The 25873-nt window shown below is 59.4% G+C and carries 24 protein-coding genes; 13 read left to right on the plus strand and 11 right to left on the minus strand.

Going from position 1 to position 25873, the window contains the following annotated elements; genetic code table 11:
* Positions 1 to 10: 10 nt before the first annotated feature.
* The 4 genes from KGB21_RS11440 to KGB21_RS11455 form a co-directional block, all read right to left on the minus strand.
* Positions 11 to 628 carry a DUF1120 domain-containing protein gene (locus KGB21_RS11440; protein ID WP_223505173.1) on the minus strand — a complete coding sequence of 206 codons (618 nt, stop codon included), beginning with the start codon at positions 626 to 628 and terminating at the stop codon, positions 11 to 13.
* A gap of 80 nt (positions 629 to 708) precedes the next feature.
* Positions 709 to 1851, minus strand: coding sequence for a DUF1120 domain-containing protein (locus KGB21_RS11445; RefSeq protein ID WP_223505174.1), 1143 nt, complete (start codon positions 1849 to 1851; stop codon positions 709 to 711).
* 10 nt (positions 1852 to 1861) lie between these two features.
* On the minus strand, positions 1862 to 4345 hold the full coding sequence (locus KGB21_RS11450; protein WP_223505175.1) for a fimbria/pilus outer membrane usher protein: 2484 nt from the start codon (positions 4343 to 4345) through the stop codon (positions 1862 to 1864).
* 138 nt (positions 4346 to 4483) lie between these two features.
* Positions 4484 to 5200: a fimbria/pilus chaperone family protein gene (locus KGB21_RS11455; protein ID WP_411741362.1), complete on the minus strand. Its 717-nt coding sequence runs from the start codon at positions 5198 to 5200 to the stop codon at positions 4484 to 4486.
* A 340-nt stretch (positions 5201 to 5540) separates the two neighbouring features.
* Here KGB21_RS11455 and KGB21_RS11460 point away from each other — a divergent pair, with 340 nt between their 5' ends.
* The 4 genes from KGB21_RS11460 to KGB21_RS11475 all read left to right on the plus strand — a co-directional run bounded on the left by KGB21_RS11460 (position 5541) and on the right by KGB21_RS11475 (position 8119).
* Positions 5541 to 6167, plus strand: a complete 627-nt coding sequence (locus tag KGB21_RS11460; RefSeq protein ID WP_034148989.1) for a response regulator transcription factor — start codon at positions 5541 to 5543, stop codon at positions 6165 to 6167.
* A 120-nt stretch (positions 6168 to 6287) separates the two neighbouring features.
* Positions 6288 to 6758 carry a nuclear transport factor 2 family protein gene (locus KGB21_RS11465; protein ID WP_034148990.1) on the plus strand — a complete coding sequence of 157 codons (471 nt, stop codon included), beginning with the start codon at positions 6288 to 6290 and terminating at the stop codon, positions 6756 to 6758.
* 40 nt (positions 6759 to 6798) lie between these two features.
* Entirely contained in the window at positions 6799 to 7092 is a 294-nt protein-coding gene (locus tag KGB21_RS11470) for a GIY-YIG nuclease family protein (RefSeq protein WP_034148991.1), read from the plus strand.
* Between the two features lie 88 nt (positions 7093 to 7180).
* Entirely contained in the window at positions 7181 to 8119 is a 939-nt protein-coding gene (locus KGB21_RS11475; protein ID WP_223505176.1) for a glutathione S-transferase family protein, read from the plus strand.
* A 60-nt stretch (positions 8120 to 8179) separates the two neighbouring features.
* On the opposite strand, the gene KGB21_RS11480 is transcribed toward KGB21_RS11475, so the two are convergent.
* Together KGB21_RS11480 and yejK are read right to left on the minus strand one after the other, a co-directional pair.
* Positions 8180 to 8530 carry a glutaredoxin family protein gene (locus tag KGB21_RS11480; RefSeq protein WP_034148993.1) on the minus strand — a complete coding sequence of 117 codons (351 nt, stop codon included), beginning with the start codon at positions 8528 to 8530 and terminating at the stop codon, positions 8180 to 8182.
* A complete protein-coding gene (yejK, locus tag KGB21_RS11485) occupies positions 8530 to 9534 on the minus strand; it encodes a nucleoid-associated protein YejK (RefSeq protein WP_034148994.1) in 1005 nt (334 codons plus the stop codon). Before yejK ends, KGB21_RS11480 begins: the two co-directional genes overlap by 1 nt.
* 488 nt (positions 9535 to 10022) lie before the next feature.
* Here yejK and KGB21_RS11490 point away from each other — a divergent pair, with 488 nt between their 5' ends.
* Positions 10023 to 10304, plus strand: coding sequence for an HU family DNA-binding protein (locus tag KGB21_RS11490; protein WP_007905514.1), 282 nt, complete (start codon positions 10023 to 10025; stop codon positions 10302 to 10304).
* Between the two features lie 194 nt (positions 10305 to 10498).
* On the opposite strand, the gene rlmF is transcribed toward KGB21_RS11490, so the two are convergent.
* The 5 genes from rlmF to KGB21_RS11515 form a co-directional block, all read right to left on the minus strand.
* Positions 10499 to 11524, minus strand: coding sequence for a 23S rRNA (adenine(1618)-N(6))-methyltransferase RlmF (rlmF, locus tag KGB21_RS11495; RefSeq protein WP_223505177.1), 1026 nt, complete (start codon positions 11522 to 11524; stop codon positions 10499 to 10501).
* A gap of 234 nt (positions 11525 to 11758) precedes the next feature.
* Positions 11759 to 14605 (minus strand): valine--tRNA ligase, encoded by a 2847-nt coding sequence (locus tag KGB21_RS11500; RefSeq protein ID WP_223505178.1) that lies wholly within the window; start codon positions 14603 to 14605, stop codon positions 11759 to 11761.
* Positions 14606 to 14843: 238 nt separating this feature from the next.
* Positions 14844 to 16160, minus strand: coding sequence for an MFS transporter (locus tag KGB21_RS11505; RefSeq protein ID WP_034148997.1), 1317 nt, complete (start codon positions 16158 to 16160; stop codon positions 14844 to 14846).
* A gap of 362 nt (positions 16161 to 16522) precedes the next feature.
* Positions 16523 to 17755: a transporter associated domain-containing protein gene (locus KGB21_RS11510; RefSeq protein ID WP_223505179.1), complete on the minus strand. Its 1233-nt coding sequence runs from the start codon at positions 17753 to 17755 to the stop codon at positions 16523 to 16525.
* A gap of 12 nt (positions 17756 to 17767) precedes the next feature.
* The gene (locus KGB21_RS11515) at positions 17768 to 18580 is read right to left on the minus strand and encodes an inner membrane protein YpjD (RefSeq protein ID WP_034148999.1); all 813 of its coding nucleotides are present in this window, start codon (positions 18578 to 18580) and stop codon (positions 17768 to 17770) included.
* A 210-nt stretch (positions 18581 to 18790) separates the two neighbouring features.
* On the opposite strand from KGB21_RS11515, the gene ffh reads away from it, so the two are divergent.
* The 8 genes from ffh (at position 18791) to KGB21_RS11555 (ending at position 25850) form a co-directional block, all read left to right on the plus strand.
* Complete coding sequence (gene ffh, locus KGB21_RS11520; protein WP_034149000.1) at positions 18791 to 20167, plus strand: signal recognition particle protein; 1377 nt, start codon at positions 18791 to 18793, stop codon at positions 20165 to 20167.
* Positions 20168 to 20417: 250 nt separating this feature from the next.
* Positions 20418 to 20669: a 30S ribosomal protein S16 gene (gene rpsP, locus KGB21_RS11525; RefSeq protein WP_003198088.1), complete on the plus strand. Its 252-nt coding sequence runs from the start codon at positions 20418 to 20420 to the stop codon at positions 20667 to 20669.
* 5 nt (positions 20670 to 20674) lie between these two features.
* The gene (gene rimM / locus KGB21_RS11530; RefSeq protein ID WP_034149001.1) at positions 20675 to 21211 is read left to right on the plus strand and encodes a ribosome maturation factor RimM; all 537 of its coding nucleotides are present in this window, start codon (positions 20675 to 20677) and stop codon (positions 21209 to 21211) included.
* A gap of 2 nt (positions 21212 to 21213) precedes the next feature.
* Entirely contained in the window at positions 21214 to 21966 is a 753-nt protein-coding gene (gene trmD, locus KGB21_RS11535) for a tRNA (guanosine(37)-N1)-methyltransferase TrmD (RefSeq protein WP_034149002.1), read from the plus strand.
* Positions 21967 to 22011: 45 nt separating this feature from the next.
* Positions 22012 to 22362, plus strand: a complete 351-nt coding sequence (gene rplS, locus KGB21_RS11540; protein WP_003175895.1) for a 50S ribosomal protein L19 — start codon at positions 22012 to 22014, stop codon at positions 22360 to 22362.
* Positions 22363 to 22461: 99 nt separating this feature from the next.
* Entirely contained in the window at positions 22462 to 23358 is an 897-nt protein-coding gene (gene xerD / locus KGB21_RS11545; RefSeq protein ID WP_223505180.1) for a site-specific tyrosine recombinase XerD, read from the plus strand.
* 321 nt (positions 23359 to 23679) lie between these two features.
* Positions 23680 to 24411, plus strand: coding sequence for a bifunctional protein-disulfide isomerase/oxidoreductase DsbC (gene dsbC / locus KGB21_RS11550; protein WP_223505181.1), 732 nt, complete (start codon positions 23680 to 23682; stop codon positions 24409 to 24411).
* Positions 24412 to 24545: 134 nt separating this feature from the next.
* Entirely contained in the window at positions 24546 to 25850 is a 1305-nt protein-coding gene (locus KGB21_RS11555) for a homoserine dehydrogenase (protein ID WP_018926703.1), read from the plus strand.
* Positions 25851 to 25873 lie beyond the last annotated feature (23 nt).

A 25873-nucleotide genomic window follows, 5' to 3' on the forward strand; every position in this document is an offset into this window, starting at 1 on the left:
GCGCGGGGCCTTACAGGTACTTCATTTCAAATGTCACGGCACCGTCCATGACCACTTCATTGGTCAGGGTCAGGCTATCGGCGCGGGCGATGTTGGTTTGGACCTCGAAGTCCATCGACAGGTCTTGCACCATCAATGGCGTGCTGAAATCGGCAGGGGAGGCTACTGACAAGAGGTAGCCGGGGCTTGACACCCAGGTTTGCTTCCAGTTTTCGCCGCCGTCTTCGGAATCGATCGCGTGGGCCGCCACTCCGTCCGCCAGGGCATTTTTGACATCGACTCGAACCCAACCCAGTTTTTCGCCGGCATCGGTGAGCCCCAGGCCGAACCAACTGCTTAGTAATGCCGTGCCGGCTCTGTTATCGATCGGGTTCAGGGCGAACTGGGTCGGTGAATCACACGCCACGGTCAGCTTCAGCGTTTCTGTCCCGACCACAGTGCCCCTGGTGGGGTTGAGGTCCTTGGCCGGAAACTTGCCGTTATCCACGACACCGCCATTGGACAGACTGGGCATACAGGCGGCGGGGGTGATGAGGCCTGTAATCGTCAGGTCCGTCGACGATGCAAGGGCATAAGGTGTGACATTGACCAGTGCGACAGTCGACAACGCTATGAAGTACTTTTTCATTTTTGTTATTCCTTTTTACGGGTTGTTCCTTGACTGACCAGGCGCTTCACTGCGCCCGATTCAACAAGGTGGGTTGGGTGTTACAGGTAAATAATCTCGATCGTCCCCGAGCCATCGAGCTGCACGGCGCTGCTCAAGTCCAGGCTGGAGGTCGGCGCGATGACCGCCTCGACGGTCACAATGGTGCTGAGGTTCTGGATGGCGACGGGGCCTGCGGTGCTGCCGGCGCTGTCGGTAAAGCCCAGATAGCTTTTCTGACCGATGGGGATCGGGTTCGAGCTGGCCGTACTCCACGCCGAGCCGTTGGTGGTCGAGTCGGTTCGATACAGGCGCCCGAATCCGTCGGCGCTGGCATCGGCGGGGTCGACGTTCAGCGAATACAGGCCGATCTTGTTGCTGCGGTTGTCGAGGGCCAGTCCGAAGTAAATCTCGCTGTTGACCGTCGCCGAGCCTGCGCGGTTGTCGTGCATCACCAAGGCGTAGTGGGTCGGTGCATCGCAGCCGACCCGCAGCGTCAGGGACTTGGGTGGCAGGCGGGTGCCCTTGTCGGGGTTCAGGTCGTTTTTGCGCAGGGTGCCGAAATCGACCAGGCCGGCATTCGACAACACCGGCTCGCAGGCCGCCGGTGCGAAGCTGGCGCGCAGGGTGGTTTGCCGGGAGCGGCCCGTCGCGATTGCGTCGAAAACGCCGGTGGTTTCCCAGGTTGCCGCGTCACGCACTTGCAGCGCTTGTTCCTGAACCCATGCCGTCACCTCCACTTGCGCGGAGAAATGCCGACCCTGTACCGGAGCGCCCGCGCGGACCGGCACCACGCCGTGCTCCGGTCGCCAGGTCAGGTTCGAGGCGGTTTCAGTGGGCGTTTGTCCGGCATTGGCAATCAATCCCAGATCGACCGATTGCCCATCGAGTACGCCGCCACTGACGCGCATTTCGTAGCTGCCGTGTTCCGCGAAGTGGTAGCGCTCGACGGTCGCGGCCAGGGCCCGGTAGAACACGCTCATGTCCGTGGGTTGCGAGCAATTCAGGTTCAAGTTCAAGCGTCGCTCGCCCAGCGAACGCACGGGTGTTGTATCGAGGCGTATTGCCCGGTTCATCAGGCCGTAATCGAGCACGGGCTGGCTGAGGTTGAGCTGGCAGTCGTCCGAGAGCGCCCAGGCCAGCGGGGTGAATCCGCTCAGCGTCAAAGGGGCAAGGGCCAGCAGCCAATAGCGGGACAGTTTCATCAATTTATCCTCAGAGGGCCCGGCACCGGGCGGCGGCGGTTTCGTAGTAGGCCTCGGTGTCGGCTTTTGCTGGCAGTTCGAAGTCGAGTCGGCAGCGCTCAAGCCCCGGTGCACTTATCCACAGCGGGCGCGTATCGAGGACATTGGGCAAAAACACCTGCCCGGCGTCCTGAACCAGCGTCACGAACTCGCCATCCTCGGTGTTCACCGTCGCGCCACGGGGCAGCGCTTTGTCGTCACCGGTGGTGACCTTGAGCAATGCCCGGCGGGTCATCGAGACCCCGAATTCGACGCGGTCGACCGCACCGCGTCCGGCCGAAATCACCGCCAATCCGTTGTTGATATCGACGTTGCGCGGCAATGAGCGCGTATCGATTTCAACCGCACTGCGGCCATACGCCGCGAGCTGCGGGACTACCGCCTGCCCTCGACCGTCGGTCCAGACCGGGCCGCTGGGTGTGGTGACTTTGATCGCGTCCATCTCCCCCACCGACACCAGGGCGAAGGTGTCTCGCACGGCGTAAGGCGACAGCGTCAAACCGCCGTCATGCAGCACCGCACCGCCGCGCGCAGCCGCCTGATAGCTGGAACGTTCGGCATCTGAACGGGTGTAACTCAAGTCCAGCTGGCTGAAGCGCGGCAGCAGGGAAACGCCGGCGATGGACTGCACTTGTTTGTCACGGGTGTTGTGTTCGACGCCGACCCGGTAGCCGAATTGATCATTGACCCGCTCATTGAGCCCCACGCCGCTGCGGTATTCACCGCCGGAGCTGCGCACCCAAGTGCGTGCGCGGCGGCTCTCGCCCAATGGAATGCTGAAGTTCAAATACACACTGTCATCGCGACGGTTCGCGCCACTGAGCTGCCATTCGGCGGAGGCCGAAACGGACACCCCGGCAATGTTGGTACCCCATGACGCCAGCGCGCGGCTGCTGCTCTGGCCATCGAATGAAGCCGTGCGACTGATGCCTCCGCTGAAGGCGCCCAAACCAGGGTGTGACCAAGCGAGCGCCGCGCTTTGCTGGTCGCGGTAGCGGGACTTGGTGCTGTCTGAGCGGGTGTCGAACACGGCGTCTTCGAGTTCGCGATAGCCTAAAGTGCGATAGGAACTGCCCGCGTTGATCGACCATTGATCATTGAAACGATGGGACGCGCTCAGGTCGCCCTGAAGTCCGCGGGAGGGCGCACGACCACCAGCATCCGCGGCCACAACGCTGGCCTGGATCTGTGTCTCGGTCGATGGCAAGGCGCCCAGGCTCAGTCCGGTCGCACGGTAGTCCGCGGCCCCGGTCATGCCGGTACTGAACAGCAACTGCGGATGGAGTGCGCCGCTCCAGCCCCCACTGATCACCCATGGATTGCCTTGCTGAGCATCACCGTTACTGCGCACCTGGCCGGCCGCCAGGGAAAAGCCGGGCGCGGGCAGGCCGATGCCGAGCATGGCGGCCGGTACGATAAAGCTGCGTTCACTGCCGTCCGCTTCTTTGACCGTGACTTCGACGTCGGAGCGATTGTTCAGGCGACGTACGTCATTCAGGGAAAACGGGCCAGCGGGCACCACTGTGGAATGAATCAGCGAACCGTTTTGGCGAACTTCCACTTGCGCCTGGCTGTGTGCAATGCCTTCGATCACCGCGCTTTGCCCTTCAACCTGTAGCGCCTCCTCGGTCAGGACTTGCACGCCGGTAATCTGCGCACCGGCGAGGACCGGGTTGTAGAGATTGATCTGTCCGGCTTGCAACACGGCCTGCTGACTGGCGAACGTGCGTTGCGCGTAGGCCGCCAGATGGCTGGTGCGGGACACGTCATCTTGCCAGGTCTGCACCTGACGACTGCGCACGATCCAGTCGCCGGCATTGAAACCCAGCTCGGTGTTGGCCGACATATAACGGCTCGAATCATTACCGTATTGGCTAAACAGGCTGTTGAAGTCGTAGTTGAGCAAACCGGCGAAACCACCGGTTTGATAACCGCTGAAGTCGCGGGTCGTCGGCCCGATCGCGTCGGTGGGCACGATCAATGACAGTCCCAGGTTCGCAGGGTCCGGTTCGATCAATGTTTGCGGCCAGGCGCCAAGGAAGTCGTGGCAAGGCTCAGCCCCCTGCGCATCGGCAGGAGCACTCAGGTTTGCTGTATCGAGCAGGGCCTGGTCAAAACACAAAACACCCTCGCCACTGAACGCAGCGTCCACCCGTCCACGGCGCTGACCATTGACCGTAAGCGTGACCGGATGCCGACCCGCGGTGAAGCGAGGCGCTTCCAGCAGCAGCGTCGCCAGCGCCGGGTCGATGCCTCGTTGCTGCAGGGTTTTCTCGTCAAAGGAAGTCGGCATAGGCTTCTTGGCTAGCACCTCGGCGCAGGCTTCCGTCAGCACCAGTGCATTGGCCAACCCCAACGCCACCTTGGCCCAGGGTCGGGATAGCTGATGGCGAACGTTCGCGCCCCGAATCGCGGGCACGGCTTCGCCGTCACGGTAAATCGATACTGTGTTCATGGGGTTCACTTGGAGTTATGTCGGCGTGCTGGCCGATACGCCTTGGTCTCAGACACGCGTGCGGCGACGGTTAAAGCGGCGTCGCCTCTGTCCCATCAAACCCGCGGATCCCTTGGGGTAATGTGGGTGATACGGGGTTCAGGATTCGACCGGAGCCTCGTAATGCGGCACCGCAAATCCGTAGACGGTCGCCGGTTGAAAGCGCACCTGCGTCGCCGACTTGGCGGTTGCTGGAACACTGAGGCTTTCACCGGGCAGCACATAGGTTCGCGGCAACAACGCACCACTCATGGATGGCAGCAATTTCAGCTCTTGTGCAAGGCGCACGACGTAAGGCGTGTCGTTGCGCACGGTGAGTTGGCCGTTCTGCAGGGACCATTTCAGGTCAGTCCACGGTGTTCGGTTGGGCGCCAGACCCTTGGGGTGCAGAATCAGCGGAAGGTTCTGGCGCACGGTCACACCCACGCGGGCATGTCCGGCTTCGGCGGCGGGTTTGCCCTGAGGGATGCCTTCGAAGATCACTCGCTTCAACCGTTGAGTGAGCAAGGGCTTTTCCGATTGCAGAATGAACCGCACCAATTGGGTTTTCGAGGCCTCGACCCGGGACAGTGGCGGGGTCACGAACACCAGGGATTCGCTGTCCTGCGGGATGTCTTCAATGGTGATGTGCAGCAACGCCAGGTTGGCGTCGGTGTTGGTCACGGAAACCGAGGCCTCGCCGTCGGCCTCATTGACGATCACCACCGAGGTATTCGGGACCATACCGTCAGCTTGCGCATGGGAGGCCAACAACAGAGCGAGCGCGCCGATGCCGGTTTGGATCAGAGGCCGCGCGAAGGTGAAAAACATCGTCATGAGGTGTCTCGTTTCTTGTTTCGATAAATGGGGTTCACCGATTGGGGAGCAATTTAAGCGGGTGTTGTCAGCGACTTGAATGCAACAACTACGAAAAGCGGCCGAGCTGTGTATGAATAGATGTGTTAAGCGGTGGCGAATGTTCCGTTGGTGGATAGTCCGCTGCTGTAGGTTTGCGCGTGGTGAGTTGTGGGATAAATCTGAGTGTTCTATGGGCAAAAGATTAGCCCCTTGAATACATTGAGAAATTCGATTTCGGCTTTTGGGGCAGGCGTTGTAAGGGGGCAGAAAACGGCGTTATTTTCCGCGCCTTCCAGTCACCAGTAGGAGAACTCCCACAATGCGTGTCGTAATTGCTGATGACCATAGCGTCGTTCGCATCGGGTTGCGGATACTCATCAATGCCAGCAGGCGATCAGTGATCGTCGGTCAGGCAGAGGGCACCGACAGCCTCATGAGCGTCCTTGCAAGCACACCGTGCGATCTGTTGATCACCGATTTCGCCATGCCGGGAGGGCAGCAAGCCGATGGGTTGAAGATGTTGAGTACGATCCGGCGTGACCATCCGGCCTTGCCGGTGATTCTGCTGACGATGTTTACCAACGTCGTGACGGCGAGGGCGGCTCTGGCCCAAGGGGTGAAAGCCATCGTTGCCAAGACCGCGTCGGAAACCGAACTGCCTTTGGCAATTCATGCGGTGGGAGAAGGTCGAGGCTATATCAGTGAATCTTTGCGCACGATGATGGCCAACGCAGGCAGTCAGACAAATGAATCGCCGTTGTCATCCAAAGAGCACGAGGTGGTCCGAATGCTGGCCAGCGGCATGACCGTCAGCGAAATTGCCAGTCACTTCAATCGCAGTGTGTCGACGGTCAGTAAACAAAAAACCATGGCCATGCAACGCTTGGGCATCTCCACGGATGTCGATCTTTTTTCCTACGCCCGCGACAGCGGAATGTCGTTCTAGATAGGTGCCTTGTAGACAGTGGCGATATTTTCGTGGCGAATGCCGATAGTGCCCGGCGCATTTGCAGACTATCGTGCTGGCAATCGTTTCAAGCCATTTGCATAATCAGGGAATCTGCACATGAGTGACGCCAACAGCGCATTGATCACCCAGTTCTACCAAGCCTTCCAGCGGCTGGATGCCGAGGCCATGAGCGCCTGCTATACCGATGATGTGGTGTTCAGTGACCCGGCGTTCGGCGAGCTGCGTGGCCGTGATGCGGGGGACATGTGGCGGATGCTCACCACTCGCGCCAAGGATTTCTCCCTGACTTTCGATAACGTCCGCGCTGACGAGCGCACGGGTGGCGCCCATTGGGTCGCGACTTATCTGTTTTCCCAGACCGGCAACACCGTGGTCAACGACATCCAGGCGCGTTTCGTCTTCCGTGACGGCAAGATTTGCGAGCATCACGACCGTTTCGATCTGTGGGCCTGGTCCCGCCAGGCGCTGGGATTCAAAGGATTGTTGCTGGGCTGGACGCCGCTAGTGAGAAACGCAGTTCGCGCTCAGGCGTTGAAGGGGCTGAAGGCATTCCAGGCCAGTCGCTGATAAGATCGCGGCTTGTTTCCTTTCATGCCCTGATCGTTACGTGACCACCCCAAGCGAGTCTCCCGTCAGCAAGCCCTGGTTCGTCTACCTCGTTCGCGCGGCCAACGGCTCGCTCTACTGCGGGATCAGCGACGATCCCGTGCGTCGTTTCGCCAAGCATCAAAGCGGCAAAGGCGCTCGCTTCTTTCTTTCCAGCCCGGCCATGGCGCTGGTCTACACAGAAGTCTGCCGCGATAAAAGCGAAGCGTTGCGACAGGAACGGCTGATCAAAAAGCTCAAGAAAAGCGCCAAGGAATGCCTGGTGGCCAGCGCCGCTGCGGGCTTATCAACCTGACTGATAAGTTCCCATCAGGCAGATCGGTAGGCTGCTTGCCGATAGCGCGCTAAGCTGCGGGTTCCTAATTTGTGCGGCGGAGCCGAGCATGTACGAGTTGATTCTTCATCATTACCCGACGTCCCCCTTCGCCGAAAAGGCCCGTCTGCTGTTGGGCTTCAAAGGGTTGTCCTGGCGCTCGGTGAAGATCTCGCCGGTGATGCCCAAACCCGATTTGACGGCGCTGACCGGTGGCTATCGCAAGACGCCGGTGTTGCAGATTGGCGCCGATATTTATTGCGACACAGCCTTGATTGCCCGTCGTCTTGAGCAAGAAAAAGCCCTGCCAGCGTTCTTCCCCGAAGGTCAGGAAATGATCGCCGCGTCCTTCGCGGCGTGGGCTGACTCGGTGGTGTTTCAGCATGCGGTCAGCCTGGTGTTTCAACCGGAATCGGTCGCGGTACGCTTCGCTAGTTTGCCGCCAGAAGCGATCAAGGCGTTCATCGCTGACCGCGCCGGCTTGTTCAGCGGTGGCAGCGCTACACGCCTTTCTGCCGAGCAGGCCAAGCATCAATGGCCGACGATCATGGCGCGTCTTGAGCAGCAGTTGCAGCGCGAGGAGGTGGGGGATTATCTGTTCGGCGAGCCGTCTATTGCCGACTTCGCGCTGGCACACCCCATGTGGTTCCTCAAGGCAACGCCGGTAACCTCGCCGCTTGTGGATAACTACCCGGCGGTCTCGGCCTGGTTGGCGCGGGTATTAGGTTTCGGCCACGGCGCGCCGAGCGAGATGACTTCCGAAGAAGCGCTGGAAGTTGCATGCAACGCCACGCCTGCTGCATTGCCCGATGAAGTGTTTGAAGACCCGAATGGGTTCAAGGCGGGTCAGCAGGTGATCATTGCGGCGACCGATTATGGCGTCGATCCGGTGGCGGGGGAGTTGTTGTTTGCGGGGCGCGAGGAATTGATTGTGCGCCGCGAGGACGAGCGAGGCGGTGTGGTGCATGTGCACTTTCCGCGCTTCGGATTCCGTATCGAGGCTTGCTGATACACATCGACTTGTGGCGAGGGAGCAAGCTCCCTCGCCACATGGATGGTGTGAATTGAATTACTTCAACGCCGCCAGAATCGCATCCGGGTCATACCCGCGAATCAGCGTTCCGTTCACATCGATGATCGGAATCCCGCCTCCGCCCAACGCCTGATAGGCCTTGCGCGCCTGCGCATCTTTTTCGATATCGAACTCCTGATACGGAATGCCTTTCTGGTCGAGAAAACGCCGGGTCAGCTTGCAGTAGCCACACCATTCGGTGACGTAAAGCACAACGTTGGCTTCGGCCTGGGTCTGCTCCGACACCACTTGTGAAGGATTAAACACCCGCTCGATCTTGCCCCAGTTCTGGTAGGCCACAACCACCAGCAGGATCAGCAGGAATTTCTTCAATGCGCTGCCGAGCATCAGTTGCGTCGCTTGAGCTGATCGGTGAGCGAGGTTGGCAGGCCCTTGATGACCAGCGTACCGGCCTCTTCGTCGTATTCGATCTTCGAGCCCAGCAGGTGTGCTTCAAAACTGATCGACAAACCTTCAGCGCGACCGGTGAAGCGGCGGAACTGGTTCAAGGTACGTTTATCGGCCGGAATTTCCGGCGACAGGCCGTAGTCCTTGTTGCGGATATGATCGTAGAAAGCTTTCGGGCGTTCTTCGTCGATCAGTTCCGACAGTTCTTCCAGGCCCATGGGTTCGCCGAGCTTGGCCTGGCTGCTGGCGTAATCCACCAGGGTCTTGGTCTTCTCGCGGGCGGAGTCTTCCGGCAGGTCTTCGCTTTCGACGAAATCACTGAAAGCCTTGAGCAAGGTGCGGGTTTCGCCCGGCCCGTCGACCCCTTCCTGGCAGCCGATGAAGTCGCGGAAATATTCCGAGACTTTTTTGCCGTTCTTGCCTTTGATGAACGAAATGTACTGCTTGGACTGTTTGTTGTTCTGCCACTCGGAAACGTTGATCCGCGCCGCCAGGTGCAGTTGGCCCAGGTCCAGGTGACGGGACGGGGTGACGTCGAGTTGATCGGTCACCGCGACACCTTCGCTGTGGTGCAGCAGGGCAATGGCCAGGTAATCGGTCATGCCTTGCTGATAATGCGCGAACAACACGTGGCCACCAACCGAGAGGTTGGATTCCTCCATCAGCTTTTGCAGGTGTTCCACCGCCACACGACTGAACGCCGTGAAATCCTTGCCGCCGTCGAGGTATTCCTTCAGCCAGCCGCTGAATGGAAAGGCGCCGGACTCTGGATGAAACAGGCCCCAGGCCTTGCCTTGTTTGGCGTTGTAGCTTTCATTGAGGTCGGCGAGCATGTTCTCGATGGCCGCGGACTCGGCCAGTTCAGAGTCACGGGCGTGGAGAACTGCGGGTGTGCCGTCGGGTTTTTTGTCGATCAGGTGGACGATGCAGTGACGGATCGGCATGGGCTTCTCGGCTAATGGGAGCGGCTGGTTGGAGAGAGCAGGGCGAGCTCCCCGAAAAAGCGCTAAGTGTAACCGCATCCCTCTGTAGGAGCTGCCGTAGGCTGCGATCTTTTGATCCTGTTTTTAAAAAATACGAAGTCAAAAGATCACAGCCTTCGGCAGCTCCTGCAGGCGGGATGTAGGGCAATTGCACGGTGACCGGTGGCCCTTATAGGTTTTTTTCCCGATTTAGAGCAATAAAGCTGACCAAATGGGTAGCTGGAGGCGGATATTTCCCCGTCTCTGTGCTAGTTTTGCCCGGTCTTGCGCGAAGTCACTGCGTTAAGCCTGCAGTCAGCTTTTGTCAGGTCGAACCAAACCCTGATTTCGGTATCTATAACCCCGATCCCGAGGTTATTTCGCCGAGGGTGCCAGATCCAGAAGATCGGGCTCGATGGCTGACATTGCACTCTGCAATCCATATGAATTTGATAGGGAAGGAACACTACATGGCTCTTACTAAAGACCAACTGATCGCCGACATCGCTGAAGCTATCGACGCGCCGAAAACCACCGCGCGTAACGCTCTGGACCAACTGGGCCAAATCGTTGCCGATCAGCTGGAAAACGGCGGCGAAATCACTCTGCCAGGTATCGGCAAACTGAAAGTGACTGAGCGTCCTGCCCGTACTGGCCGTAACCCTTCGACTGGCGCTGCCATCGAAATCGCTGCCAAGAAAGTGATCAAGCTGGTTGTGGCCAAAGGCCTGACCGATGCTGTTAACAAGTAAGACTTGTTAAAAAGAAACCGTGCGCCGGAGCGATCCGGGCACGGTTTTTTTGTGTCTGCGATTTGCTCGCAAACACATCGAATCAATGCAGGAGCGAGCCTGCTCGCGATAGCGGTGGGTCATTCAACATAGATGTTGGCTGACAGGGCCTCATCGCGAGCAGGCTCGCTCCTACCGTTGAATTGTGTGATGGCTCAGCTTTTCTGCGCCCAACGCTCGCGACGCCAGATCTGCTGTTCGGACTTGGTCTTGAAGGTCCAGGCCACGAAGCGGCTCTGCTTCTGCCCTTGGGACATTTCCACGACCTGGCTTTCCAGCACACCTGCTTTTTTCAGCGCAGTCTGGATCGCCGGCAGGTTCGAGGCTTTCGACACCAGGGTGCTGAACCACAACACCTGCTGGCTGACCTGCGCACTCTCGGCGATCAGTTGCGTCACGAAACGCGCTTCGCCACCTTCACACCACAGCTCGGCCGCCTGGCCACCAAAGTTCAGTACCGGCAGTTTGCGCTTCGGATCGGCCTTGCCCAGCGCGCGCCATTTACGCGTGCTGCCCTTGGTTGCTTCCTCCAGCGAGGCGTGGAATGGCGGGTTGCACATGGTCAGGTCAAAACGTTCGCCGGGTTCGAGCAGACCCAGCAGGATGTGCTTGGGATTGCTCTGCTGGCGCAACTGGATGGCCTTGTTCAGCCCGTTGGATTGCACGATGGCTTTGGCGGAGGCCAGGGCCGTGGCGTCGATTTCAGAGCCGAGGAACTGCCAGCGATAGTCGCTATGACCGATCAACGGATACACGCAGTTGGCACCCATGCCCACGTCCAGTACCTTCACCGCAGCGCCACGCGGGATAACGCCGTCATTGCCGCTGGCCAACAAGTCGGCGAGGAAGTGCACGTAGTCCGCACGGCCCGGAACCGGTGGGCACAGGTAATCCGCGGGAATGTCCCAATGGGCGATGCCATAGAACGACTTGAGCAACGCCCGGTTGAATACGCGCACCGCATCCGGACTGGCGAAGTCGATGCTTTCCTTGCCATACGGATTGATGATCACGAACTTCGCCAGCTCCGGCGTGGTCTTGATCAGTGCCGGGAAGTCGTAGCGACCCTGATGGCGGTTGCGCGGGTGCAGGCTGGCCTTTTCGCGTGGCTCCACGGCTTTGGCCGGGGTCGCGGATTCGGGCTTTTTACGCGCAGGTTTGGGTGTGCGGGGGGCGGTCATGGGTGTGGTCGATTCGGGTATGGCTAAAAGTGACGGGCATTGTCCCACATCCCACCACAATCGGCGTGCCCCCTGTATCTCTGTAGGAGCTGCCGAAGGCTGCGATCTTTTGATCTTGCTCTTAAAAAAACAAGATCAAAAGATCGCAGCCTGCGGCAGCTCCTACAGGGGGATTTGTGGCGGGTATGAAAAAGGGAGGCCGCATGGGCCTCCCTTTTTCATTGCGATTTGCCGTTACAGGCTGGCAATCCGCGCATGTTGCTCCGCCAGTTTGCCCAGAGCCTGTTCGGCTTCGGCCAGTTTGGCGCGTTCTTTCTCGATGACTTCGGCTGGTGCCTTGTCAACGAAACCGGCGTTGGACAGCTTGCCGCCGACGCGCTGCACTTCACCTTGCAAACGCTGGATTTCCTTGTCCAGACGCGCAAGCTCAGCACCTTTGTCGATCAGGCCGGCCATCGGCACCAGCACTTCCATCTCGCCGACCAGTGCAGTGGCGGACAGCGGTGCTTCTTCGCCGGCTGCCAGCACGGTGATCGATTCGAGGCGCGCCAGCTTCTTCAGCAGGGCTTCGTTCTCGGTCAGACGACGCTGATCTTCAGCGCTGACGTTCTTAAGGAACAGCGGCAGCGGTTTGCCCGGGCCGATGTTCATTTCGCCACGAATGTTACGCGTGCCGAGCATCAAGCCCTTGAGCCATTCGATATCGTCTTCAGCAGCCTGATCGATGCGTGTTTCATTGGCCACTGGCCAAGGTTGCAGCATGATCGTCTTGCCTTCGATTCCGGCCAGCGGCGCGACGCGCTGCCAGATTTCTTCGGTGATGAACGGCATGAACGGGTGCGCCAGGCGCAGGGCCACTTCCAGTACGCGAACCAGGGTGCGACGGGTGCCGCGCTGACGTTCAACCGGCGCGTTTTCGTCCCACAACACAGGCTTGGAGAGTTCCAGGTACCAGTCGCAATACTGGTTCCAGATGAACTCGTACAAGGCTTGTGCGGCGAGGTCGAAACGGAACTGGTCAAGCTGACGGGTCACTTCGGCTTCGGTGCGTTGCAGCTGCGAAATGATCCAGCGGTCAGCCAGCGACAGTTCGTAGGCTTCGCCGTTCTGGCCGCAGTCTTCGCCCTTGTCCAGCACGTAGCGCGCCGCGTTCCAGATCTTGTTGCAGAAGTTGCGATAGCCTTCGACGCGGCCCATGTCGAACTTGATGTCGCGACCGGTGGACGCCAGCGAGCAGAAGGTGAAGCGCAGGGCGTCGGTGCCGTAGCTGGCGATGCCTTCGGCGAACTCGTCGCGGGTCTGCTTCTCGATCTTCTTCGCCAGTTTCGGCTGCATCATGCCGGAGGTGCGTTTCTGCACCAGTTCTTCCAGTTCGATGCCGTCGATGATGTCCAACGGGTCAAGGACGTTGCCCTTGGACTTGGACATCTTCTGGCCTTGGCCATCTCGCACCAGACCATGTACGTACACGGTCTTGAACGGAACCTGCGGCGTGCCGTCTTCGTTTTTCACCAAATGCATGGTGAGCATGATCATCCGGGCAACCCAGAAGAAAATGATGTCGAAGCCAGTCACCAGCACGTCGGTGGAGTGGAATTTCTTCAGGAATTCGGTTTGCTCAGGCCAGCCGAGCGTCGAGAACGTCCACAGGCCGGAACTGAACCAGGTGTCGAGAACGTCGTTGTCCTGTTGCAGCGCTACGTCCGGGCCCAGGTTGTGCTTGGCACGCACTTCGGCTTCGTCGCGACCGACGTAGACTTTGCCCGACTCGTCGTACCAGGCCGGAATCCGGTGGCCCCACCACAGCTGACGGCTGATGCACCAATCCTGGATGTCGCGCATCCACGAGAAGTACATGTTTTCGTACTGTTTCGGCACGAACTGGATGCGACCGTCTTCAACGGCAGCAATCGCAGGCTCGGCCAATGGCTTGGTGGACACGTACCACTGGTCAGTCAGCCACGGCTCGATGATGGTGCCGGAGCGATCGCCTTTCGGTACTTTCAGGGCGTGATCGTCGACGCTGACCAGCAGGCCGGCAGCGTCGAACGCAGCGACGATCTGCTTGCGCGCCTCGAAACGGTCGAGGCCGGCGTATTCGGCCGGGATCTTGCCGTCGATCGTTTCGTTCAGGCTGCCATCGAGGTTGAACGCCTGCACGGCCGGCAGGACATTAGCGTTCTTGTCGAAAATGTTCAGCAGCGGCAGGTTATGACGCTTGCCGACTTCGTAGTCGTTGAAATCGTGGGCCGGGGTGATTTTCACGCAGCCGGTGCCGAATTCTGGATCGCAGTAATCGTCGGCGATAATCGGGATGCGGCGGCCGACCAGCGGCAGCTCGACAAATTTGCCGATCAGGGCTTTGTAGCGTTCATCGTTCGGGTTAACCGCCACGGCGGAGTCGCCGAGCATGGTTTCCGGACGAGTCGTCGCGACGATCAGGAAATCGTTGCCTTCAGCGGTCTTGGCGCCATCGGCCAACGGGTATTTCAGGTTCCACAGGAAACCTTTTTCGTCGTGATTTTCCACTTCGAGGTCGGAAATCGCCGTGTGCAACTTGGTGTCCCAGTTGACCAGACGCTTGCCGCGATAAATCAGGCCATCTTCGTGCAAGCGAACGAAAGCTTCTTTAACGGCTTCCGAGAGGCCGTCGTCCATGGTGAAGCGCTCGCGGCTCCAGTCCACGGACGAACCGAGGCGACGGATCTGACGGCTGATGTTGCCGCCGGACTGATCCTTCCACTCCCAGACCTTCTCGAGGAATTTGTCGCGGCCCAGGTCGTGGCGGTTCTGGCCTTGGGCCTCGAGTTGACGCTCCACCAGCATTTGCGTGGCGATACCCGCGTGGTCGGTGCCCGGCTGCCACAGGGTGTTGCGGCCCTGCATGCGACGGAAACGGATCAGGGCGTCCATGATCGCGTTGTTGAAGCCATGACCCATGTGCAAGCTGCCGGTGACGTTCGGCGGCGGGATCATGATGGTGTAGGACTCGCCCGCGCCTTGCGGGGCGAAGTAATTCTCTGACTCCCAGGTGTTGTACCAGGAAGTTTCAATGGCGTGCGGCTGGTAGGTCTTATCCATGCGCGGCGGGACCCTATTGGCATTTATTCAGGAAAAGCCGGGAAGTATAGCGGGGATGAGCCAATGCGCGTAGAGCGAGGTGACAATGGGCGGGGGAAAATTGTGGTTTTCCGGGGAGAGTCTTTGTCAGTGAAGACGCCATCGCGGGCAAGCCCGCTCCCACAGGTTATGTGTCGTACAGCTATTTTGTGATCGACACTAACTCTGTGGGAGCGGGCTCGCCCGCGATAGCGATCTATCAGGCGATGCGATTCAAATCGTTATGCCGCGTTTCCTTCAGGCACAGCACCGCAATCAAACTCAGCACCGCCGCCCCGGACACATACCCGCCGACATAACTCAGTCCGCCCATGGCCACCAGTTTCTGCGCGAAGAACGGCGCCGCCGAAGCGCCGACAATCCCGCCCAGGTTGTAGGCAGCCGATGCGCCGGTATAGCGCACGTGGGTTGGAAACAGCTCCGGCAGCAACGCGCCCATCGGCGCAAAGGTCACGCCCATCAGGAACAGTTCAATGCACAGGAACAACGCCACGCCCCAGGTCGAACCCTGGGTCAGCAGCGGTTCCATCAGGAAGCCGGACAGAATCGCCAGCACACCACCGATGATCAGCACCGGTTTGCGCCCGTAACGGTCGCTGGCCCATGCCGACAGTGGCGTGGCCGCCGCCATGAACAGCACGGCGAAGCACAACAGGCCGAGGAAGGTTTCGCGGCTGTAGCCGAGCGTCGCGACGCCATAACTCAGCGAGAACACGGTCGAGATGTAGAACAGCGCATAGCACACCACCATGGAGCCTGCCCCCAACAGCACCGGCATCCAGTATTGGCTGAATAGCTCGACCAGTGGGATTTTCACCCGTTCCTGGCGAGCGACGGCATTCGCGAAGACCGGTGTTTCATGAAGCTTGAGTCGAACGTACAAACCAACCATCACCAGCGCAGCGCTAAGCAGGAACGGGATACGCCAGCCCCAGGAACGGAACTGTTCGTCGTCCAGGGTCATGGCCAAGGTCAGGAACAGTCCGTTCGCCGCCAGAAAACCGATGGATGGGCCGAGCTGCGGGAACATGCCGAACCACGCGCGTTTACCCTTTGGCGCATTTTCGGTGGCGAGCAAGGCTGCGCCGCCCCATTCACCACCCAGCCCCAGGCCCTGGCCGAAGCGCAAGACGCAAAGCAGGATCGGCGCCCAGGCCCCGATGCTGTCATAACCCGGCAGTACGCCGATCAGCGTGGTGCACACACCCATTAACAGTAGGGAGGCTACCAAGGTGGATTTTCGGCCGATGCGGTCGCCGAAGTGGCCGAACAGCGCCGAGCCCAGCGGTCGGGCAAGGAAGGCGATGCCGAACGTGAGGAAGGCCGACAGCATCTGCGCCGTGCCGGAGGTTTGCGGAAAGAACACCGGCCCGATCACCAGCGCGGCAGCAGTGGCATAGACGTAAAAGTCGTAGAACTCGATGGCGGTACCGATGAAGCTCGCGGTGGCCACGCGGGTGGCGGAGTTCGTCGGTTGCGCGGGTGTGGAATCGCTGTAAGTCGTGCTGGTCGTCATGCGGTTATCCCTGACAGTCATGTGCCCCAGTGGAGCGAATTATTATGGTCGAATACCCAGGGATGTGGGTGGAGGCGCGGTCGCTGTTCCAGGTAGGAACAGTCGTCGGTTTGATGCGGACGTATCTGATGGTCTGGCCGGAACCTGCGGAGTGCGGGGTAAGCACGGGGGCGGCGAGGCTTGGGTAAGCCGCTCGATTATAGGAAGGTGGCTAATGATTCAACAAGAGGCGGATGAATGAGGTTTCCTGTGGCGAGGGAGCTTGCTCCCGCTCGGGCGCGCAGCGGCCGCAAAAAGCCAGGGACTGCTTCGCAGTCCAGCGGGAGCAAGCTCCCTCGCCACAGTTGATAGTGTCGGCTCTCTCAGATAACTACAGGTTTCGAACTGGTCTGCCAGATCAACACCCGTGTCACCCGGTTTTCCTCGGTCTCGAGAATTTCCAGTCGATACCGACCAATCTTCAGACAAACCGCACTCTCGGGGATGGTTTCCAATGCTTCGGTCACCAAGCCGTTCAAGGTTTTCGGGCCGTCGCTCGGCAGGTGCCAACCGAGGCTTTTATTCAGTTCGCGAATTGAGGCCGCGCCATCGATCACCAAACGGCCATCGGCCTGCGGATGGATGTGCGGGTTGTTCAGACTCTGCTGGCTTTCGAATTCGCCGACGATTTCTTCGAGAATGTCTTCCAGGGTGACGATGCCGAGCACTTCACCATACTCGTCGACCACCATGCCCAGGCGCCGCTGCTGTTTATGGAAGTTCAGCAGTTGCAGTTGTAGCGGGGTGCTTTCCGGCACGAAGTACGGTTCGCGGCTGGCCTCCAGCAGTGCTTCCAGCGTCAGGCTGCCATCGGGCAGCAAGTGGCCTATTTGCCGGGTGTTGAGTACCGCTTCGACCTGGTTGATATCGCTATGGAACACCGGAAGGCGCGTGCGTTTGTTGTGGCGCAGTTGTTCGATGATTTCCTCGATCGGGTCGTCGAGGTTGATTCCGTCGACTTCACTGCGCGGTACCAGAATGTCGTTGACCGTGATGTTATCCAGCGCATGGATGCCCGGTAGCGAATGTGGGCGGCAAACGGTTTCGTGATCGTCACGGCGCTCCACTGGTATCTCGTCGTCGCTCTGTTGCACCACCTTGGCCTTGCGCGCGAGCGGGCGCAGCAGTAACTGGCTGATGGCATTCAGAAGCCAGGCAGCCGGGTAAAGGATCTTCAGGGGAATGCGAAGCAGGTTGTTACCCAGCGCCAGGATTGCGTCCGGATGGCGCACGGCGAGGGCGCGCGGCAGGTAGTCGGCAAATACCAGTACCGCGGCGCCGGCACCCATGCACGCCAGCCACGGACCGTTTTCGGCCCAGGTGAAAATCGCCAGCAAGGTGCAGATGACCACCAGCAGTGTGCGGCACAGGGTATTGCAGAAGATCAGGCTATTGAGCGGGAAGCCAAGTCTGGCCAGCGGCTGGTCGCTTGAGCGTGAGGCGTTGCGCTGGGCCAGCACATGCTGGTGAGCGGCTTCAATGGCGGTGAACAGCCCCGACCAGAGAAGCAACACGATTACTACTGCAAGCATCGGCCCTAAGGGCAAGTCGTCCATTAATGCCGCCCGTCAGATGTGCAGGATGTATTCACGAACCAGCTTGCTGCCGAAATACGCCAGCATCAACAGGCAAAAACCGGCAAGGGTCCAGCGAATGGCCTTGTGTCCGCGCCAGCCGAGGCGGTTACGACCCCAGAGCAGCACGCTGAAGACAATCCAGGCCAGGCAGGCCAGCAAGGTTTTGTGCACCAGATGTTGCGCGAACAGGTTTTCGACGAACAGCCAGCCCGAGATCAACGACAGCGACAACAGCGTCCAGCCGGCCCAGAGGAAGCCAAACAACAGGCTTTCCATGGTTTGCAGCGGCGGGAAGTTCTTGATCAGTCCGGACGGGTGCTTGTGCTTGAGCTGATGGTCCTGAACCAGCAGCAACAGCGACTGGAACACCGCGATGGTAAACATGCCATAGGCGAGGATCGACAGGAGGATGTGGGCAAGGATGCCCGGCGCCTCGTCGATGATCTGCACGGTGCCGGCGGGGGCGAACTGCGCGAGAAGGGCGGTCAGCGCTCCGAGGGGAAACAGCAATACCAGCAGGTTCTCCACTGGAATGCGCGAACAGGCCAAGAGCGTCAGGGCGATGACCGCAGCGGCAATCAGGCTGGCGGCGCTGAAGAAGTCCAGGCCCAGGCCAATCGGCGTCAGCAGGTGGGTGAACAGGCTGGCGCTGTGGGCCAGTACCGCAAGCACGCCGAGCGTGACCAGCAGGCGTTTGTTCGCCTTGGCGCCGGTGGCCAGACGAGTGCCCTGATAGAGAGTCGCAGCGGCATATAAACAGGCGGCGGCGAGAGTAGTAAGCAAACTGGGTGACAAGGGGAGCATAAGTCCTGTTAGGCAAGCCCGAAAGGCGCTGAGTTTGGCATAGAACCCACGCCGCACGAAAGACCAGACAAGCTGACGGCGAGGTGTCCGCCGGCCGCACTCTTCGCTATAATCCGCGACCTGCCCACGCCGCAGGCTCGCCGAGCACACGTTTAGTCCGGTCCGGGCCGCCATTATCCCGGTCTACACAGGGCCTGAAAGGATCGCGCAATGTTTGAAAACTTAACCGACCGTCTCTCGCAGACGCTGCGCCATGTCACCGGCAAGGCCAAGCTGACCGAGGACAACATCAAAGACACCCTGCGCGAAGTGCGCATGGCGTTGCTCGAAGCCGACGTCGCCCTGCCAGTGGTGAAGGACTTCGTCAATTCGGTCAAGGAGCGCGCTGTCGGCACCGAAGTGTCGCGCAGCCTGACGCCTGGCCAGGCCTTTGTGAAGATCGTTCAGGCCGAGCTCGAAAGCCTGATGGGCGCGGCCAACGAAGACCTGAACCTGAGTGCCGTTCCTCCTGCCGTTATCCTGATGGCCGGTTTGCAGGGCGCTGGTAAAACCACCACCGCCGGCAAGCTCGCGCGCTTCCTTAAAGAGCGCAAGAAGAAGTCGGTCATGGTCGTGTCCGCGGACGTTTATCGTCCGGCGGCGATCAAGCAGCTGGAAATGCTTGCCGGTGAAGTTGGCGTAACCTTCTTCCCGTCCGACCTGAGCCAAAAACCGGTCGATATCGCGCAAGCGGCTATTAAGGAAGCAAAACTCAAATTCATCGACGTGGTCATCGTCGATACCGCCGGTCGCCTGCACATCGATGAAGAGATGATGGGCGAGATCAAGGCGCTGCATGCCGCGATCAACCCGGTAGAAACCCTGTTCGTGGTTGATGCCATGACCGGCCAGGACGCGGCCAACACGGCCAAGGCTTTCGGCGATGCACTGCCGCTGACCGGTGTGATCCTGACCAAGGTCGACGGCGACGCCCGTGGCGGTGCCGCACTGTCGGTGCGTGCCATCACTGGCAAGCCGATCAAGTTCATCGGTATGGGCGAAAAGAGCGAAGCGCTCGATCCGTTCCACCCTGAGCGTATTGCTTCGCGCATCCTCGGCATGGGCGACGTGCTCAGCCTGATCGAGCAGGCGGAAGCGACGCTCGACAAGGACAAAGCCGACAAACTGGCCAAGAAGCTGAAAAAGGGCAAGGGCTTCGACCTCGAAGACTTCCGTGATCAGCTGCAACAGATGAAGAACATGGGCGGCCTCGGCGGGCTCATGGACAAGCTGCCGAACATGGGTGGCGTGAACCTGGCGCAAATGGGCAACGCCCAGGGTGCGGCAGAGAAGCAATTCAAGCAGATGGAAGCCATCATCAACTCCATGACCCCGGCCGAGCGCCGCGACCCTGAGATGATCAGCGGTTCGCGCAAACGTCGTATCGCCATGGGCTCCGGCACTCAGGTGCAGGACATCGGCCGCTTGATCAAGCAACACAAGCAGATGCAGAAGATGATGAAGAAATTCTCCGCGAAAGGCGGAATGGCCAAAATGATGCGCGGCATGGGCGGTATGTTGCCCGGCGGCGGCATGCCGAAAATGTAAAGAATCCGCGCCGGTCATCGCACCGGCGCAGACCCGCAAGGAAGCGGGATCTACAGCAAACCCGCACTTGGCGGGAGCTGACCGGCCGTTTTCAACGACGGCTCTATAGCAAATCTGCATGGCGTCCGATAGGCCGCCGGAAAAAGTCATTTGCAAAAGTCCGGATATTCCTTAGAATATGCGGCCTTTCGGGCACCTATGCCCGCTGTGCCTTTAGATTTGCAGCACCGACTACAGGAACGATGTTCACATGCTAACAATCCGTCTTGCCCTTGGCGGCTCCAAAAAGCGCCCGTTTTACCACTTGACCGTAACCGACAGCCGCAACCCGCGCGACGGTTCGCACAAGGAACAGGTTGGTTTCTTCAACCCTGTTGCTCGTGGTCAAGAAGTTCGTCTGTCCGTGAACCAAGAGCGCGTAGCCTACTGGCTGAGCGTTGGTGCACAACCTTCTGAGCGCGTTGCTCAGTTGTTGAAGGAATCTGCTAAGGCTGCGGCCTGAGCAATATGAACGCGACGCCAGCTGTTGCTGATGATTTGATCGTTATCGGCAAGATTTATTCTGTTCACGGCGTTCGCGGCGAAGTGAAGGTGTACTCCTTTACTGATCCGATTAAAAACCTGCTGGACTACAAAACCTGGACGCTCAAGCGTGACGGCAATGTAAAGCAGGTAGAGCTGGTCAGCGGACGCGGGAATGACAAGTTCCTGGTCGCAAAGCTCAAGGGTCTCGATGATCGTGAAGAAGCTCGTCTTCTGGCCGGTTATGAGATCTGCGTGCCGCGCAACCTGTTCCCTGAACTGACCGACGGCGAGTACTACTGGTACCAGCTGGAAGGTCTCAAGGTCATCGACACCCTCGGACAACTGTTCGGGAAGATCGATCACCTGCTGGAGACCGGCTCGAATGATGTAATGGTGGTCAAGCCTTGCGCTGGCAGCCTGGATGATCGCGAACGCCTGTTGCCCTATACCGAGCAATGCGTGTTGGCCATCGACCTGGCAGCAGGCGAGATGAAGGTGGATTGGGACGCGGACTTCTAAGCGTGGCTAATTTGCGCGTAGAAGTGATCAGTTTGTTTCCCGAGATGTTCTCCGCCATCAGCGAGTACGGCATCACCAGTCGTGCGGTGAAACAGGGGCTCTTGCAGCTCACCTGTTGGAATCCGCGAGACTACACGACGGATCGACATCACACTGTGGACGATCGCCCGTTTGGCGGTGGTCCGGGCATGGTGATGAAGATCAAGCCCCTGGAAGACGCTCTGGTTCACGCCAAGGCAGCCGCCGGGGAGGGCGCGAAGGTGATTTACCTGTCGCCCCAAGGCCGTCAACTGACTCAGTCGGCGGTACGCGAGTTGGCGAATCTGGATGCATTGATCCTGATTGCCGGCCGCTATGAAGGCATTGACGAGCGTTTTATTGATGCTCATGTCGATGAAGAGTGGTCGATTGGCGACTATGTACTGTCTGGCGGCGAGCTGCCGGCGATGGTCCTGATCGATGCGGTTACACGACTGCTGCCTGGAGCTTTAGGGCATGCGGACTCCGCCGAGGAAGATTCCTTTACGGATGGTTTGCTGGATTGCCCGCACTACACCCGACCGGAGGTGTATGCGGATCAGCGTGTTCCCGACGTATTGCTAAGTGGCAATCACGCGCACATCCGGCGTTGGCGTTTACAGCAGTCCCTTGGTCGGACCTATGAACGACGCGCCGATCTTCTGGAAAGCCGCTCGCTTTCTGGAGAAGAGAAGAAGCTGCTCGAGGAATACATCCGCGAGCGGGACGATAGTTAACAACGTATCGATGGTAGATCCGACGATTTACCTTAGGAGCACAGCATGACTAACAAAATCATCCTTGCACTCGAAGCAGAGCAGATGACCAAAGAGATCCCTACCTTTGCCCCGGGCGACACCATTGTCGTTCAGGTGAAAGTGAAGGAAGGCGACCGTTCGCGTCTGCAAGCGTTCGAAGGTGTTGTTATCGCCAAGCGTAACCGCGGCGTAAACAGTGCTTTCACCGTTCGTAAAATCTCCAACGGTGTTGGCGTAGAGCGTACTTTCCAGACCTACAGCCCGCAAATCGACAGCATGGCCGTTAAACGTCGCGGTGACGTACGTAAAGCCAAGCTGTACTACCTGCGTGACCTGTCCGGTAAAGCAGCTCGCATCAAGGAAAAACTGGCTTAAGTCCAGCTTCCGATGCAGAAAAAAGCAGCCTACGGGCTGCTTTTTTGTTGCCTGCGATTTATCTTCGTTGACCGTTTTTCCGGTCTTGCCTGAGCCTTTATGCCTGCCATTGATCATCCATTGATAGACCAATTCCTCGACGCCCTGTGGTTGGAAAAAGGTCTTTCCGACAACACCCGAGATGCCTATCGCAGCGACCTGGCCTTGTTCAACGGCTGGTTGCAGGAAAAGGGGCTGGAGCTGATCAGCGCCGGGCGCGAACTGATCCTCGATCACCTCGCCTGGCGCCTGGAGCAAAATTACAAACCTCGCTCAACCGCGCGATTTCTTTCCGGTGTGCGTGGGTTCTATCGCTATTTGCTGCGGGAAAAGCTGATCGCTGTCGATCCGACCCTTCGCATCGACATGCCACAGCTCGGTAGGCCGCTTCCGAAATCCTTGTCGGAAGCCGACGTGGAAGCGTTGTTGAAAGCGCCGGACCTGAGCGAAGCCATTGGTCAGCGCGATCGGGCCATGCTGGAAGTCCTGTACGCCTGTGGCCTGCGGGTGACGGAGCTGATCAGCCTGACGCTTGAGCAGGTCAATCTGCGTCAGGGCGTGCTGCGTGTGATGGGCAAGGGCAGCAAGGAGCGTCTGGTGCCGATGGGCGAAGAGGCGATTGTCTGGGTCGAGCGCTACATGCGCGATGGCCGTGGCGAACTGCTCGGCGGGCGTCCCAGTGATGTGTTGTTTCCCAGTCAGCGCGGCGAGCAGATGACGCGCCAGACGTTCTGGCACCGAATCAAGCATCAGGCGAAAGTCGCGGGGATCGGCAAATCGCTATCGCCGCACACCTTGCGCCATGCGTTCGCCACGCATCTGCTCAACCATGGCGCGGATTTGCGCGTGGTGCAGATGCTGCTCGGCCATAGCGATTTGTCGACTACGCAGATTTATACCCACGTCGCCCGGGCGCGCTTGCAAGAGCTGCATGCCAAACACCACCCGCGCGGATAGTCGATAACTATTGGGGCTGTGGCTTTTGTGGCGAGGGAGCTTGCTCCCGCTGGGTCGCGCAGCGGCCCCAAAACCATTCGACGCGGTCAATCAGGAACATTGGCTTGGTGAGTTTGCGACTGCTTCGCAGCCGAGCGGGAGCAAGCTCCCTCGCCACAGCAGAATTTCCAGATCTGCATCGTGCGATCTCTTGCGACAGGCGCATTCGGTCACACAGCCCTTATGTGGTAGGCTTTGCCGGTTTGCACGATGGGCGGTTATGACCCGGTGTTTCGGCACGGGCGTTCTGATCGTTCCATTTGTCCGCCTTCAGGAGTTCTCATGCGTCTGACCCAGATTTTCGCCACCGCCGCCATTGCGTTGGTCAGCACCTTTGCCGTCGCCGATGACGCGGCCGACAAAGCCATTCGTAAAAGCCTGGAAAACCTCCAGCTCGAAGTGCCAGTAGAAAGCATTTCCGCCAGTCCTCTGCCAGGTCTCTACGAGGTCAAGCTGCAAGGCAGCCGCGTGCTCTATGCCAGCGCCGATGGCCAGTACGTGGTGCAGGGCTACATGTTCCAGCTCAAGGACGGCAAACCGGTCAACCTGACCGAAAAGACCGAGCGCCTGGGCGTTTCCAAACTGGTCAATGCGATCCCTGTCGCGGAAACCGTGGTCTACCCGGCCATCGGCGAAACCAAGTCGCACATCACCGTGTTCACCGACACCACGTGCCCGTATTGCCACAAGCTGCACGCCGAAGTGCCCGAGCTGAACAAGCGCGGCATCGAAGTGCGTTACGTCGCGTTCCCGCGCCAGGGTCTGGGCTCGCCGGGTGACGAGCAGCTGCAAGCGGTCTGGTGCTCGAAAGACAAGAAAGCGGCCATGGACAAAATGGTCGACGGCAAGGAAATCAAGGCCGCCAAGTGCGATAACCCGGTTTCCAAGCAGTTCGCCCTCGGCCAGTCGATTGGCGTGAACGGTACACCGGCCATCGTTTTGGCTGATGGTCAGGTCATTCCGGGCTACCAGCCTGCGCCACAAGTCGCCAAACTGGCGCTGGGCGCGAAGTAAATTCGCATCGTCACGGCCAGCCTTTGACGATCATGGTCCGGCAGCAACATTTGCCGGGCCATTAATAGAGAACCGCGAGCACGCGGTTGTTTTTACGGCCGGCCTCGAGTCGGCCGTTTTATGGGGAGTTCACAGTGAAACCGGTCAAAGTAGGCATCTGTGGGTTAGGAACCGTCGGTGGCGGTACCTTCAACGTACTTCAGCGCAACGCCGAGGAAATTGCTCGTCGTGCCGGGCGTGGAATCGAAGTGGCACAAATTGCCATGCGCACGCCAAAGCCTCAGTTCCAAACGACCGGTATTGCGATTACCAACGATGTCTTCGAAGTGGCCACGAACCCTGAGATCGACATCGTTATAGAGCTGATGGGCGGCTACACCGTTGCCCGTGAGCTGGTACTCAAGGCCATCGAGAATGGCAAGCATGTGGTCACCGCGAACAAGGCGCTTATTGCCGTTCACGGTAACGAAATTTTCGCCAAGGCCCGCGAGAAGGGCGTGATCGTTGCGTTCGAAGCGGCCGTGGCCGGTGGCATCCCGGTGATCAAGGCGATCCGCGAAGGCCTGTCCGCCAACCGCATCAACTGGGTGGCGGGCATCATCAACGGCACCGGTAACTTCATCCTTACCGAGATGCGCGAGAAGGGTCGCACCTTCGAAGACGTGCTGGCCGAGGCCCAAGCCCTGGGTTACGCCGAAGCGGATCCGACCTTTGACGTTGAAGGCATCGACGCAGCCCACAAGCTGACGATCCTGGCGTCCATCGCGTTCGGCATTCCGCTGCAATTCGACAAGGCGTACACCGAAGGCATCACCAAGCTGACCACCGCTGACGTGAACTACGCCGAAGCGCTGGGCTACCGCATCAAGCACCTGGGCGTGGCGCGCAGCACCGCGGCCGGTATCGAGCTGCGTGTGCATCCGACGCTGATTCCGGCCGATCGCCTGATCGCCAACGTCAACGGCGTAATGAACGCGGTGATGGTCAACGGCGACGCTGCCGGTTCTACCCTGTTCTACGGCGCTGGCGCCGGCATGGAGCCGACCGCTTCGTCGGTGATCGCCGACCTGGTGGACGTGGTTCGCGCCATGACTTCCGATCCGGAAAACCGTGTACCGCACCTGGCCTTCCAGCCGGATTCGCTGTCGGCGCACCCGATCCTGCCGATCGAAGCCTGCGAAAGCGCCTATTACCTGCGTATTCAGGCCAAGGACCATCCGGGCGTGTTGGCGCAAGTGGCGAGCATCCTGTCGGAGCGCGGCATCAACATCGAGTCGATCATGCAGAAGGAAGTCGAAGAACACGACGGCCTGGTGCCGATGATCCTGCTGACCCACCGCGTGCTGGAACAGCATATCAATGATGCGATCGCTGCCCTGGAAGCCTTGGCTGGCGTGGTCGGTCCGGTTGTACGGATCCGCGTCGAGCATCTGAACTAATTTAGAAGCAGCTGCAAGCCGTC

This window comes from Pseudomonas sp. GL-RE-29, from assembly GCF_019947275.1.
GTDB lineage: Bacteria > Pseudomonadota > Gammaproteobacteria > Pseudomonadales > Pseudomonadaceae > Aquipseudomonas > Aquipseudomonas fluorescens_A.